11 protein-coding genes are annotated in these 15,072 nt (G+C 52.5%); all 11 read right to left on the reverse strand.

The window, feature by feature from the left end; translation table 11 throughout:
- Positions 1-1,152, reverse strand: a 1,152-nt coding sequence (locus HMPREF9412_RS20375; RefSeq protein ID WP_009593649.1) for an FAD-dependent oxidoreductase, incomplete at its 3' end; no start/stop codon positions are given.
- Positions 1,153-1,204: 52 nt separating this feature from the next.
- Positions 1,205-2,032, reverse strand: coding sequence for a carbohydrate ABC transporter permease (locus HMPREF9412_RS20380; RefSeq protein ID WP_009593652.1), 828 nt, complete (start codon positions 2,030-2,032; stop codon positions 1,205-1,207).
- A 12-nt stretch (positions 2,033-2,044) separates the two neighbouring features.
- Positions 2,045-2,926, reverse strand: coding sequence for a carbohydrate ABC transporter permease (locus HMPREF9412_RS20385; RefSeq protein WP_009593631.1), 882 nt, complete (start codon positions 2,924-2,926; stop codon positions 2,045-2,047).
- Positions 2,927-3,137: 211 nt separating this feature from the next.
- Positions 3,138-4,469 (reverse strand): ABC transporter substrate-binding protein, encoded by a 1,332-nt coding sequence (locus tag HMPREF9412_RS20390; RefSeq protein WP_009593645.1) that lies wholly within the window; start codon positions 4,467-4,469, stop codon positions 3,138-3,140.
- 152 nt (positions 4,470-4,621) lie between these two features.
- Positions 4,622-5,428, reverse strand: a complete 807-nt coding sequence (locus tag HMPREF9412_RS20395) for a response regulator (RefSeq protein ID WP_009593658.1) — start codon at positions 5,426-5,428, stop codon at positions 4,622-4,624.
- A gap of 70 nt (positions 5,429-5,498) precedes the next feature.
- A complete protein-coding gene (locus HMPREF9412_RS20400) occupies positions 5,499-7,283 on the reverse strand; it encodes a sensor histidine kinase (RefSeq protein ID WP_009593654.1) in 1,785 nt (594 codons plus the stop codon).
- A 301-nt stretch (positions 7,284-7,584) separates the two neighbouring features.
- Complete coding sequence (locus HMPREF9412_RS20405; RefSeq protein ID WP_009593647.1) at positions 7,585-9,435, reverse strand: S-layer homology domain-containing protein; 1,851 nt, start codon at positions 9,433-9,435, stop codon at positions 7,585-7,587.
- 562 nt (positions 9,436-9,997) lie between these two features.
- Positions 9,998-11,287: a phosphopyruvate hydratase gene (gene eno / locus HMPREF9412_RS20410; protein WP_009593642.1), complete on the reverse strand. Its 1,290-nt coding sequence runs from the start codon at positions 11,285-11,287 to the stop codon at positions 9,998-10,000.
- Between the two features lie 49 nt (positions 11,288-11,336).
- A complete protein-coding gene (gpmI, locus tag HMPREF9412_RS20415; RefSeq protein ID WP_009593641.1) occupies positions 11,337-12,881 on the reverse strand; it encodes a 2,3-bisphosphoglycerate-independent phosphoglycerate mutase in 1,545 nt (514 codons plus the stop codon).
- Complete coding sequence (gene tpiA, locus HMPREF9412_RS20420) at positions 12,882-13,634, reverse strand: triose-phosphate isomerase (protein ID WP_012818438.1); 753 nt, start codon at positions 13,632-13,634, stop codon at positions 12,882-12,884.
- Between the two features lie 79 nt (positions 13,635-13,713).
- Entirely contained in the window at positions 13,714-14,895 is a 1,182-nt protein-coding gene (locus tag HMPREF9412_RS20425) for a phosphoglycerate kinase (RefSeq protein WP_009593653.1), read from the reverse strand.
- Between the last annotated feature and the right edge of the window lie 177 nt (positions 14,896-15,072).

Here is a 15,072-nt window from a genome sequence, read left to right on the forward strand (position 1 = left end):
CGCCATCACCCGCGTGGTGCCGAAGGCCACGTGGGTGGCGCTGATGTTGCGCCCGGCGAACAACAGGTTGACCACGTTCGCCGAGTACAGGCTGCGGAACGGTACATGGTAATTCCCGTCCGCATGCATATGCTTCGAGCCGCTCTCTTCGGCGTACATGCCCTGCGGCGGATGCAGATCGATCGACCAGCCGCCGAAGGCGACCCGGTCCCCGAACGGCTCTTGGGCCATAATATCGTTTTGCGTGAGCACATAGTCGCCGACAAAACGGCGATATTCCCGCTTGCCCGGCTGGGCGCCGACCCACTCCAGCGTCATATTGGCGGCATCAAACTTACCGGAATTTTTGATATAGTCCCATATGCCGTATATGACTGACCACAGCTCATCGCGGATCCGCTCATTGTCATGCACGGTGTCGAGCTCGCCGCCCCATTCGATCCACCAGTAATGGCAGCCCGAGTCGCCGCTGCGGATGACCCGCTTGATCGGGATCGGCGTCTGCGTAATATCCTTGGCAAAGACGGGCGGCACGAATTTCACCGGGTGTCCGGCATCCTTCGTGTAGAACAGCAGCGTGCTGCCGAGTGTCACATCGTCCGCCGTCTCCGGCGCCCACTCTTCCCCGTATTCATCGCGCGCTTCCCGCCCGAGCCGGTATTTCGCTCCTGCCAGGAATCCGACCAGCCCGTCCCCCGTGCAATCCAGAAATACGGGACTCTCAAACCGGATGCGCCGCTCCGAGCCCATCATCCAACCGGTAACCGATCGGATCTGCCGCGCGTCAGAATCTCCGTCCGCCTCTACCTCATGCACGTCCGTATTCAAGAACAGGGTGATGTTCGGCTCGGCCCGCACGGTCTCCAGAATGATCAAATCCCATAGATACGGGTTGCCGTCCGGATTCCGGTACTGGTTCTCCACGAACATCTCGCCCATAATGCCGGTTTCCCGGGCATAGCGGTTGATCCCGTGAGCCGTCGCGCCGCATACCCATACGCGCACCTCGCTGCTGGAGTTGCCGCCCAGAACCGGGCGGTTCTGCACGAGCGCTACCTTTTGTCCGAGCCTGGCGGCCGCCACCGCCGCGCAGACCCCTGCCAAACCGCCGCCAATCACCGTTATGTCGCTTACTTCCGTTTCGCTTCTCATGCTCCTTCTCCTTTCATTTTCGTCCAGCCCATCTGTGGACCTGGATTATGGGCTATCCTTTAACAGCCGAGCTTGCCACGCCCTGAATGATATATTTCTGACCGATCAGGAATACGAGGATCATCGGAATGATCCCTGCGGTCGCCGCCGCCATCATGCCGTTATAATCCACCGTATTTTCGAGGATGAAATTTTGCAGCCCCAGCGGAACGGTATACAGATCCTGATCGATCAAGAACACCAAGGCGTTCTCGTAATCGTTCCAGTGCCAGGAGAAATCGATAATGGCCAGCGTGGCCAGCGAAGGCTTCGCCATCGGCAGAATGATCCGGGAAAAAATGCGGAAATGTCCTGCTCCGTCGATAAAGGCAGCTTCCGAAATTTCATATGGTACGGAGAGGAAGAACTGCCGCATCATGAACACCCCGAATATCGTGAATACGCCCGGCAATATAAGAGCCCAATGCGTGTTGTAAATGCCGACCCAGTCGAACATGATGAACTTTGGCACAAACAGCACTTGAGGAGGGACCATCATCATCGACAAATAGATCATGAACATCGCATTCCGTCCCTTGAACTCGATCCGGGCAAAACCGTAAGCGGCTAAAGCGGACAGCAATACCGCTCCGACGGTGCTGATCAAGGCGACTTTAAGCGAGTTGAGGTAGTAGTGGCCAAAGCTGTTCGCTCCGGTCCACACTTTCACATGATGATCCCACATGAATTGGTTGGGAATCCACTTAATCGGGTACTGGAATACTTCCGCCGGCATCTTGAACGAGGTGCTGATCATCCAGAGGAAAGGAACGATCATAACCACGCTGAAGAACAGCATAATGAGCGTGACGATTATTTTGGTGTATAAGGCTTTGGTCATTGTCCTTCCTCCTTAATAGTGAACCCAGCGCTTCTGACCGATCCATTGAATGACGGTGAAGATCATGATGATCAAGAACAGCGCCCAGGAGATCGCGGATGCATAACCCATTTCGTAGTAGCGGAAGGCATTCTGGTATATGAACAGAGATAGCACGGTGGTGCTGTTGCCCGGGCCCCCTTGCGTAATGGCTTGAATGATCCCGAACTGCTTGATGGTCATAATGAGTCCGGTAATAAGCAGCAGGAAGGTCGTGGGGCTGACGAGCGGCCACAGGATGCTGCGAACGGTTTGCCAGGCGCGGGCCCCGTCGATTTTGGCTGCCTCCAGCAGTTCGGTCGAGACCTCCTGCAGCGCGGCCAGGTAGATGATCATGTTATAACCGAGCATGAACCAGATCCAGATGATGTCGATGGCATACATGGAGGAATCCATGGTGGACAGCCATCCCGGGGGATTGGTTATGCCGAACGACTTGAGGATTCCGTTGATCGGGCCGTTATTCGGATGGAACAGCAGCATCCATACGAAAGCCACGGCGACGCCGCTGGTGATGTAAGGCATGAAATATAAGGCGCGGAGCAGCTTTTTTAAATACACCGAGCGGTTCAGAACCACGGCGACGATGAAAGCCAGTCCGATCGATATAGGAACGGATAACAGAAAGAACAGCGTATTTTTGATCGAAATGTAGAAGACCTCGTCGCCCAGCATTTTTTGAATGTTGGCCAGGCCCACGAACTTCGTGTCCGAGCTCATAAATTTGTAGTCCGTGAACATGAGATAGAACGAATACAAGGCTGGCACAATAAAAAACAGCATCACGCCGACCATGTTTGGCCCTATAAACAGATAGCCGAGATACTGCTGCCGTTTCATCCAGGATGTTTTCACATAGCCCCACTCCTCTTGGTCTTTTTCATCTCAAGCATAGCAGTCGGGACCAAGCGGGGATAAGGAACAAAACCTTCGAATTTATGCTACAGAAGTATGCAATTACAGTGCCGCGGCCTTCGGTCGCTCCATAGATTTGTTCTATGATTTAAGCAAAAAAGGGGACCGCCGCCCGAAGCGATAGTCCCCTTCTATTGGAGCCGACAGCCCCTTATTTGCCTTCTTTTAAAAACGTATTGTGCCGGTTCACCATGGCCTCCAGCGTTTGATCGAGCGATTGGGCGTTAAGGAAATACTTCTCATACTCCTGAGCCCGCATATCCATCACCTCTTGCGGCAAGCTCCTAACGTACGTAGGCGTTTTGTCTTCGAACATGACGTGCATCAAGGAATCCAGGTCATACGTGTCTTTCTTATCACCGAGCAGGTTGTTTAACGCCTCATCCTGATCGGCGTCCTTCGAAGCCGGCAATCTTCCGCCCGCAGCCATAGGAGCCATGCCTCCGTCCGCATACCACTTCAGGAATTCCCAAGCTTCCGCTTGTTTTTTGGATTTGGCATTAATGGAGATGTAATCACCGAGGCCGCCCCTTGTCACGTAGCTGTCCGCACTGTCCGTTAATCTCGGCACTTGGGCGAACGCGATGGTGAAGTCGCGCGGAAAATCCGTAAAGTTATTCGAGCTTCGCAGCAGCCAAGCCCCGATATTCAGCATAGGCACTTCCCCGCTCAGGAACACTTGCTCCACCGGCATTTTGGAAGTCAGCTGCTCTCCGAGCGGCGGCGTGGTCTTGTCCTCCTTCATCATGACGTTCAGGGTTTCCAGCCATTTTTTGACCAGCGGGTGGTCCAGATTCGAAGTTCCGTCCGCCTTGGTGTACCCCTCTTGCGATAACACCGAATCAATCGGATCGACGAACGGCTCCATATTTTGAATAAATCCGTAGTTATTGCCGACTTTGAGCTTCTTGGCATATTCGCGCAGTTCATCCCACGTCCAGTCCTTCGGAACGGGCAGGCCGGCCGCATCAAGGGCATCCTTGTTCAGCGCGACGAAGAAGGCGCTTTTCGTGGTCGGCATCCCGTAATACTTCCCGTTGATTTTCCAGCCTTCGGCGTCAGGCCCCATTTTCTCGTCGATATTGTAATCGTCGAACTGGCTCAGATCCAAGGCCAGGTTGGACTCCACCCGTTTGGACGTTTGAGAAAGCGTGTAATTCACGAACAGGTCGACATCCTGCCCCGTAATCATGGCTGTATCGAGCTTCAGGTTCCCGTCATCGTCATTAACGTAGCGGACATACTCGACTTGAATATCGGGATGCTCGGCATTCCACGCGTCGATGACCTCTTGCGGTCCCGCCTCCGGCGGTACGCCGCCCCACATGGTTAGTTTGACCGGATCGCCGGATGAAGGCGCTTTCGAATTGTCCGTTCCTTGTCCCTCATTCGCGGATGACGCTGTTTTGCCGCCGCAGCCTGCAAGAAGACCCATTAGCAATACACCGATGAGAAGCATCGCCCATCCTTTTTTATTTTTCACATTAGAGACCTCCCCGAGAATCATATTGGTGTGATGCCCTCTCATCGTAGCAGGGAACGGGAGCCGCTTTTAAGCTACATATCCATTCAGATAATGGAACAAAACGATGGAATTCCTGTTTCGGAGAATCCTATGCCCTGCATAGAATCGTTCTATTTAGCGTCTTTGTTGTGTTGTCTATATTTGCTCGGCGTGAAGCCGGTCAACCGCTTGAATATTTTTATAAAATAATTGTCGTTCACGAACCCCACCCGAAGGCCGATCTCGTGAACAGGGAGGTCGGTTTGAAGCAAATACGCGATGGCTTTATCCACCCGGACCTGGTGCAAATAATGAATCAAGGTGCGTCCGGTCTTTTTCTTGAAGAGCGCGCTGACGTAATTCTCACCCATCATCACGTAGCCCGACATCGATTTTACCGTAATGTCCTGCTCGTAGTGCTCATGGATGTACTGCAATATTTTCTGTACTTCCGGGTGTGATGTGATTTCCTCGGGGGAGGCATGATGCGCCGACTGTGACGGCATCGTCTCCGTGGACGCGACCGGAATCGAAACAGGTTGGCTTGGGTTCGGGTTACTCTTGGTCAGCTCGGCATTCATTTTGTGCAGCGTCTCCCGCAGCGTATTCACGCTCATCGACAGCTTCAGGATATAGTTGGATGCCCCGTATTCCATCGCTTGCCGGACATACTCGAATTCACTCATACAGGTCAGCATCACGAACCGAGAAGCGTATCCCTCTTCCCGGGTTCTGCGGAGGAGCTCCACACCATCCATTTCCGGCATCACGATATCGGTCAGCACGAGATCGGGCGGATTGCTCCGGATCATCTCCAGCGCCTCGGCGCCGTTGCCTGCCTCTCCCGCCACCTTGAATCCAAGCTCCTCCCACGCGATGATCTCGCGCACGGACTCTCGCACAAATACCTCGTCCTCCACCAGCAGCACCTTCCACATAGGTCTCTCCTCCTCGCAGCTTTCAATCCGGTTCCAAGCCTGCATAGGCCAGTGGCGAATCATCTGCCCGTTATGATGAAATCAAGTGATCGTTCTGATAAGGCGTTGAGATTAACAACGGGATAGAAAATCGAATCCGCGTTCCCCGCTCCGAAGAAATAATCTCCATGCTGCCCTCTTCTTTAAATAACAGCCGCAGCAGCTCTTGCACATTGTTAAGACCGATGCCCGGACGTTTACGCATTCCGCCCGCCTGCCGGGACTGCTCCATGCCGACGCCGTTGTCCTTGATCTCCACCGCCAATCGATTGGGTCCCTCCCGGGTAACCGTAATTTCAATGAGACCCTCCTGTTCCGGCAGCGGCCCGATTCCGTGCAGGATGGCATTCTCCACGAGCGGCTGCAGACAGAGCTTGGGCACAAGCGCATAGAGGATGTCCTCATCATACGCAAAGGTCACGTCAAAACGGTGATTATAACGCACCTGCTGAATATGGACATAGGCCTGCACCAGCTCGATTTCATCCTTCAGGTGCACCAGATCCTTCTCCGTATTCAGGCTCGCCTCCAGCAGCTTGCCCAGAGACAGGGTGATATTCGTGATATCCTCATTCCCATGGCGAATGGCACTCCACTTGACCGTATTTAGCGTGTTGAGCAGAAAATGCGGGTTCATCTGAGCCAGCAGCATATGAAAATGCACTGCTTCCTTCTGCCTTTCCTCGGCCTTCAATCGCTGAATCAGCACATCCATGTCGTTGAGCATGGAATTGAACGTCTGCGTCAGCTCCAGAATCTCGCCCCGGAACTTGTGCTCCGGCAGCCGGATTTTTAGATTGTTGCGGACAACCGCCTTCATCTTATTCTGCAAATGGGATAACGGCCGGGTAATCGTGGCGGCAATAATGAAGGTCATGATGAGAAAAGCGCCGGTCAGCAGGAAAAAGGTCATGAAATATTGGCGCTTCAGCTCCTCGATCTCGTTAAAGAGCACCGTTAGCGGAATCCGGTTCACGATATACCAATCCAGCGATTCCACGTAAATGTAATTCACCAGGGTGTTGGAGGTTTTATCGATAAAATACTTCTGCCTGGGCTCGGCCGCAATCCTGGCTTTCACCTCGCCGGTCAGACTGCTGTTCAAAATCGATTGGGACACGTTCTCGCCGGCGCTCGTAATCAAGAAATATTCCTGGCGCAGCGTCGACTGCTTCAAGACCGATTGAAACCAAAAGGAGTAATCGATGCTGATCCGGGCCATGCCGTACGGCTTGTTGCGGGGGGTTTCCATGTAAGCGTACAGCGACAGCAGGTAAGGACTCGTCGAGATATCCCGGAGCACGTAGTTCGCGTCGCTCGAAACCCAATGATACGACACGCCCTCCATCTGTTCCCTATCAAAGCCAGGGTTGTCCCGCAGCTTCCTGTAATCGAGCGCCTCCCTGGGAGAATAAGAAGTGTAAGCGTTGCCATGAAAGTCGAGAATCGTGAAGTAGACCGACGGATTATATAGGAAAAAGCTGTTGTTCAAATTTTTGAACTTCTCCTCCATCAGGTTTTTGTTCTCGAGTCCCTGCCGCTGCCCGGGATGGGTCAGCACGGAGGCCACCGTCGAATCCTGCTCCAGAAATATCAGCGTTTTGAAGGCTACGCTCAACTGATCCTCCAGCGTTCGATACATCTGCTCCAGCTGGCTGTGGCTCTGCTGGCTGATTTTCTCCTGGACCAAGGTCTCGATCCGCTGGTAGTTGTACAAATTCAAAATGCCGAAAGGCAGCAATATGACCAGGACGAACGCGGCAAACAGACGGTATTTCAGCTTGTGTGGAAACAGGGATCGTATTCGGTTCAGCACCCTCCCGCACTCTCCTTTTCGCTCGCTTGTTCTTCAATTATATCAGCACCGGTTCGCTTGAGAATGGCAATGCCTGAAATTGCATGGATATGTGCGGTCGATGCAGGGGCAGACGGTGTGGATGTGTAGATTTGTTCTATTTTATCAGACAAAAAAGACCAAACTCTCCGTAAGAGAGCTTGGCCTTCATCTACTGCATCAACACATTTCGTGCTTAAGCGCGTTAACGATCACGCCCGCTAACGTCGAGGTCAGCCACTCCCGATCATGCGTGCCACGTTTGATATCGGATTTAAAAAAGTTACTTTTCCATTAGCATTTCAAAGCAATTTAACAGCAGCACATAGGTCTGCTCGAAAGTGAGCTCGCCTTTCGGGTTGAACTGATTCTTGGCCATGCCGTTCATTAAAGAGAGGTTTATCGCTTGGTATACTTGTTCCTTCGCCCATGGCGAGATGCTGCTATCGTCCGCGAACCGAGAAGCCGAAACGGATCCGGTTGATACCGGTCTGCCTTTCAATTCATTCGTCTTGGCATACACCTGAAGGATCAGCGCGGCTGCCTGTTCTCTGGTGATGGTCGCTCGCGGCGAGAAGGATTGCGGCGATGTGCCGTTGATGATACCATTTTGGCTTGCCCACGTCACGGTCCAATCATCGACGTCCTTAAACGGGGTCTTAACGCCAGAGACATCCATATAAAGATCCTGTCCCAGCATGGTTTCGATCATATGTACCGCCATCTCCGTAAACTCCACTCTGGTGATCGGCTGCTGGTAGGATCGGTCAAACGGCCAGCCGATAATGCCATTGGCTTTTGCCTTCATGTAATCCGCTTGAGCCCAGTTGCTCACTTTGCCATCAGCCGGACCATCATTCACGTTAACGTAGACAAGGCTTCTCGCCCCCAGATAATCATTGGCTGAGATCCATGTCGATCCCTTGCCTACGGCTTTGACCTTGCCGTTTGCATCAATCTCAACGATCCGGTTATCTCCGCTTTTGAACGTATTGCCGCTGGTCTGCAGTCCGTCGGTAAGGCCCATTTGAAGGGTTTCCCCCTTTTGAAGCTGAATATCGTAGCGGGCCAATAAACCAGGCATCATTTTGAAAAACGTCGTGGTGAACTCAACCTGTGCCGCGCTTCCGGAAGCGCTATATAGACCCGTGATCTGAACGGTGAAGGCATCGTCCGGCGCAAAATCGCCTATGCCGTCAGGCCTGAAAATGACGGCAAACGGCACGCCGTAATAGCTGGTCTGCACATTGAAATATTTGCCCGATTTATCGTTGTCGCTTTTGTCAAAGCTCCACTCTTTCCCGTCCCTGACACGGGTCAATTTCACTTGAATCTGATCCGTTCTTGTCCGGTCATACTTTTGCGGGTTCAACGACACCGACCATGGATCGTTTGTCTTAAAAACCTCTTCCGGAAAATATCCTGCAGACGGCCAGGCGATGTAATCATACTGAACTTCGGAAGCCGGGCGGCCCTTGTCCATCGAGTACATCGACGCATAGGCTACGTTGTTGGCGTTATGTACCATGCCGAACATGGTCTGTTTCATCTCCGGATTGATGATCCACCGGCGGTGTCCGACGCGGTCGATATTCGTAGCCCCGCTATCCGCCATATAACCAAGAACATTGTCATAAAAGGTCGGGCTGCCCCCGTAAAGGTTGCTTGTCCTCGCTCCTTCCTTCGCTGAAGTATACAGCGAATCGTCCATGCCGGCCGGCATGGTTGGATAATGGCTCAGCTTTTGATGCAGGGCGTTTACTAGCGCTGCCGCCTGCTGCTGCCCTGCAAGCGAAGGGTTGGCTGTCACGTCATCGGGCAGGCCGGATAGGAATCTTACAAAGTTGACGGCGCGAAGGCCGTCCTCGATATATTCCGGTTTTATCGTCCCTGCCTTATAGGGTACGGCGACGTTTGGCGATTCCATGTAAATTCGTTCAGGCCCCATGTAGGATGTGCCAGTATCCATGGGTTTGAACTGCTGCCATTTATTCAGGATATCCTGCTTCGTTCGATCTCCCGTCAGCTGCTGAACGTCAGCTGCATGGGTATCGGGGGCCGATAAGACTGCTGCGATCAGCATAGCCGCAGGCAGAATCAGCCATTTTCTCGATCGTTGGAGTGATCGTTTCATAGATTCAAGCCACCTTACTTCTAGTATTTTTCCTATAACTTCCGTCTTCATCATTATAACGGCAAATATAGGAAACTTGAACTATAAAAAGATAGGCTTGTAGATCTACCAGTGTATCCCGGTCGTCGCACAGCCTATTCTATTCCGGCCTTCCCGATTTTAACAGCGACCGGAGCCGATATACGCACCGCCACACGGCACGATAACAGAGTGTGCAGCCCTCGATCTCTCCTTCTCCCACACCCAAAAGCCCGGCTCATGTGATATCACAGAGCTGGGCTCTTCTTTGCACTCCTATGAGATACTCCACAAGAGGCTGCACACCTCTTCCCCGCTCAGGTGCGTATATCGGTGGAGGAGCAGCGCGTTCGCCTTTAAAATCGGGAAGCTTCCTTAGCCTATTCCATTCCAGCCTTCCCGATTTTAACAGCGACCGGAGCCGATATACGCACCGCCCCACGGCACGATAACAGAGTGTGCAGCCCTAACCCCGCAGCTCTCAAATGAACGCAAAAAAGCCCAGCTCCCTCAAAAGCAGGAGCCGGGCTTTCTCTTATTTCAATTATTTTTGCTTCAGGTTGTAGAACGACTTCAAGCCGTTGTATTGAGCAAGCTCGCCCAATTGGTCTTCGATGCGAAGCAATTGGTTGTATTTCGCCACACGGTCGGTACGGGAAGGAGCACCCGTTTTGATCTGACCTGCGTTAGTAGCCACTGCGATATCAGCAATCGTGCTGTCCTCGGACTCACCGGAACGGTGGGAGATGACAGCCGTGTATCCTGCGCGTTTTGCCATTTCGATCGCATCGAAAGTTTCAGTCAATGTACCGATTTGGTTTACTTTGATCAGGATGGAGTTACCGATACCCTCGTTGATGCCTTTTTCCAGACGCTCCGTGTTCGTAACGAACAGGTCGTCGCCCACGAGTTGAATTTTGTTACCCAATTTCTCGGTGAGCAATTTCCAACCTTCCCAATCGTCCTCGGAGCATCCGTCTTCGATGGTTACGATCGGGTATTTGTCTACCCAAGAAGCGAGCAGGTCAACGAATTCTGCCGGCGTGAAGGATTTGCCTTCGCCTTCCAGAACATACTTGCCATCTTTGAAGAACTCGGTGGAAGCAACGTCCATACCCAGCAATACATCTTCGCCTGGCTTGTAGCCGGCTTTTTCGATCGCTTCGATGATGGAAGACAGTGCATCTTCGTTGGACGTGAAGTTAGGAGCGAAGCCGCCTTCGTCGCCAACCGCCGTGTTCAGGCCTTTGCCCTTCAGAACGGATTTCAGGTTGTGGAAGATTTCAGCGCCCATGCGAAGAGCTTCTTTGAAGCTAGGTGCGCCAACAGGCAATACCATGAATTCTTGTACGTCAACGTTGTTGTCCGCGTGAGCGCCACCGTTCACGATGTTCATCATAGGTACTGGAAGTTGTTTGGCGTTGAATCCGCCAAGGTATACATACAGCGGAAGATCCAAAGCATCAGCAGCAGCGCGAGCTACAGCCATGGATACGGCCAAGATGGCGTTCGCACCCAATTTGCCTTTGTTTGGCGTACCGTCCAAAGCGATCATCAGCTTGTCGATGCCGAGCTGGTCCAGAGCGTCCATGCCGATCACTTCAGGAGCGATGATTTCGTTCACGTTCTCAACGGCTTTCAGAACGCCTTTGCCCAGGTAACGGGATTTGTCGTCGTCGCGAAGCTCAACAGCTTCGTGAACGCCAGTGGAAGCACCGGATGGAACGATAGCGCGACCGATTGCACCGGATTCCAGGTATACTTCAACCTCTACGGTTGGATTGCCGCGGGAGTCAAGGACTTCGCGTGCATATACATCAGAAATAATAGTCATGTGTATAGTCTCCTTTGAAATGTTATGTTTATGTTCCATTATGAACCACTTATTTACGTGCTGCAATCATGGAGGTTCCCGTCATCTCGTCAGGCTTCGGCAGCCCCATCAGATCAAGAATCGTTGGTGCGATGTCGGCCAGAATACCGCCTTCACGCAGCGTTACGTTCTCATCCGTTACGATGAACGGAACCGGGTTCGTGGTATGCGCGGTGAATGGACGGCCATTCTCGTCGAATACCATGTCCGCATTTCCGTGGTCAGCCGTAATGATAACCACGCCGCCTTTGGCAAGAACGGCATCCACCACTTTGCCAACGCACTCATCGGTGGTTTCTACCGCTTTAACGGTAGGCTCCAGCATACCGGAGTGACCAACCATGTCCGGGTTCGCGAAATTCAAGATGATCGCATCATGCTTATCCGCTTCGATTTCTCTCACGCAAGCATCCGCCACCTCATAGGCGCTCATCTCCGGCTGCAGATCGTACGTCGCCACTTTCGGCGAGTTGATCAATACGCGCGTTTCGCCTGGAAGCTCAACATCGCGTCCGCCGCTGAAGAAGAACGTCACGTGCGGGTACTTCTCCGTTTCCGCAATGCGAAGCTGCTTCTTGTTGTGCTGAACCAGCACTTCGCCCAGCGTGTTGTCCAGATCCTTCGGCTTGTAGGCGACGAAGCCTTCCACCGTCTCGCTGAACAGCGTCAAGCAGACAAAATGCAAGCTTTGCGGGAATTTCGGTCCGCGATCGAAACCACGGAAATCTTTGTTCGTGAACACTTGGGACAGCTGGATCGCACGGTCAGGACGGTAGTTCAGGAAGATGACGGAATCTCCGCTCTCCACCAGGCTTACCGGTTCTCCCGCGCCATTTACCATGACGGTCGGCTCTACGAATTCATCATAGACCGATTTCTCGTAGGATTCGGTGATGGCTTTCAGCGGATCCGTATATTTAGGGCCTTCGCCGTACACCATCGCACGGTATGCCTTCTCGACGCGGTCCCAACGCTTGTCGCGGTCCATTGCGTAGTAACGACCGGAAAGCGTAGCGATTTGGCCAACGCCCACTTCCTCAATCTTCGCAATCAGATCCTTAACGAACTGCTTGCCGCTGTCCGGCGCCACGTCGCGTCCATCCATGAAACCATGGATGTATACGTCATGGAAATCTTCCTTCTTGCAAAGATCCAGCATCGCAAACATGTGCTCAATGTGACTGTGAACGCCACCGTCGGATACCAGCCCGTACAGATGCAGCTTCTTGTTGTTGTTCTTGGCAGCGCGAACGGCTTCCACCAGCGTTTCGTTCTCGAAGAATTCTCCTTCGCGAATCGACTTCGTGATGCGGGTCAAATCCTGATACACGATCCGGCCTGCGCCGATGTTCAAGTGACCCACTTCGGAGTTCCCCATTTGACCTTCCGGCAAGCCTACGGCTTCGCCGCAAGCGGTCAACGTGGTGTTCGGATATTGCTTCAAATACCGGTCGTAGTTAGGCTTGTTCGCTTGAGCGACCGCATTGCCCACCTCGGTGTTGCGAAGCCCGAAACCGTCCATGATGATCAGAGCTACGGGTTTTGGAGCAGACATTTACTTCGCCCCCTCAACGAGTGCGATGTAGGAAGCCGGTTGTAGACTTGCACCACCAACGAGCGCGCCGTCGATGTCGCTTTGTCCCATATACTCCGCTACATTTTCAGGCTTCACGCTGCCGCCGTATTGAATGCGAACTTGGTCTGCAACGGTTTCGCCGTACAGGCCTTTAACGAGTTCGCGAATATAGGCGATGACTTCATTCGCATCCTCTGCCGTGGAGGATTTGCCCGTTCCGATTGCCCAGATTGGCTCGTAAGCAATAACGACATGAACCGCTTGATCAGCAGGAACACCTGCGAACGCTGCTTCTGTTTGTACTTTGCACACGTCTTTGGTTTGGCCGGCTTCGCGTTCTTCCAGCTTCTCGCCAACGCATACGATCGGAAGAAGACCATGACGGAATGCCGCATGTACCTTCTTGTTCACGATCTCATCGGTTTCAGCAAAATACTGACGGCGCTCGGAATGTCCAATAATGACGTAGTCCACGCCCAGGTCTTTCAGCATCAAGCCGCTGATTTCACCCGTAAAGGCGCCATTGTCTTCGAAATGAAGATTTTGTGCACCGATTTTGATATTCGTGCCCTTTGCCGCTTCAACCAATGCAGGAAGATTGGTAAACGGCGCGCAGATCACGCTTTCCACGCCTTCTACTTCCGCTTTGCCCTTCACATCTTCAATAAATGAAGTTGCTTCAGGAACGGTTTTGAACATTTTCCAGTTACCAGCTATGATAGGTGTTCTCACACGATTCACTCCTTTATTCCCCCGAAGATTCTCCAGGGTCCAAACTTCATCCACTTGCTATCCAATGCAGTTCCTCAATCTATTTATCGTTCAGTGCCACAACACCAGGAAGCGCTTTGCCTTCCATGAACTCAAGGGATGCACCGCCGCCTGTCGAGATGTGATCCATCTTGTCGGCAAGGCCGAATTTCTCCGCTGCTGCAGCCGAGTCGCCGCCGCCGATAATCGTGTAAGCTTCCGTTTCCGCACAGGCCTGTGCCACTTCACGAGTACCGTTGCTGAACGGAGCGATTTCGAATACGCCCATAGGACCGTTCCAAACGACAAGTTTGGAGTTCTTGATCACTTCTGCATACTTGGCACGAGTCTTAGGACCGATGTCAACGCCTTCCCAATCGGCTGGGATGCCGTCGATATCAACGACCTTGGTATTCGCGTCTGCGCTGAATTCGTCCGTAACGACGATATCTTCCGGCAGGTAGAAGTTTTTGCCCAGCTCTTTGGCTTTTTCGATGAAACCGAGTGCCACATCAAGCTTCTCTTTATCAAGCAGAGATTGACCGATTTCATGGCCTTGAGCTTTGAAGAACGTGTAAGCAAGTCCACCGCCGATGATGACATTGTCAGCAAGCGTAAGCAGGTTGTCGATCACGTCGATTTTGTCCTTAACCTTCGATCCACCGATGATGGCGGTAAAAGGACGGTCCGGATTCGAAAGGGCTTTGCCGAGAACGGACAGCTCTTTCTCCATCAACAATCCCGATACGGCCGGAAGATGATGAGCAATACCCTCTGTCGAAGCGTGCGCACGGTGAGCAGCACCAAACGCGTCGTTCACGAACAGATCGGCCAGCTCAGCGAATTGCTTCGTAAGTTCCGGATCATTCTTCTCTTCGCCAGGGTAAAAACGAACATTTTCAAGTACGAGCACATCGCCGTTTTGCAGCTTCTCGACTTGAGCTTTAACGGCTTCTCCTACCGCTTCATCCGCTTTGGCTACCGGTTTGCCGAGCAGTTCCGACAGACGCTGACTTGCCGGAGTCAGGCGCAAAGATTCAACGACCTCTCCTTTGGGACGACCCATGTGGCTGGCCAGGATGACTTTTGCTCCTTGCTCCACCAGATACTTAATCGTCGGCAAAGTCTCGCGAATACGAGTGTCGTCTGTAATTTTACCATCTTCGAGCGGTACATTGAAATCGACGCGGACAAACACCCGTTTGCCGCTTACTTCTACATCACGTACACTTTTCTTGTTCATCTCCACGTTCCTCCTAAGAAAACTATTCTCCTCACCGACAGCATGCAGTTGCTCTCGTATCTCTCTCTATCGTCTAACCAGCGCCCGGATTCTTATCTATTCTTCCCAGTGCTCTGGCATGAAAACAAGGAAAAACCATGAACCAAAGAGGAGACCCGTGAACGGAACTCCTCTTCG

Origin of the sequence: Paenibacillus sp. HGF5 (assembly GCF_000204455.1) — a bacterium.
Lineage (GTDB): Bacteria > Bacillota > Bacilli > Paenibacillales > Paenibacillaceae > Paenibacillus_AQ > Paenibacillus_AQ lautus_A.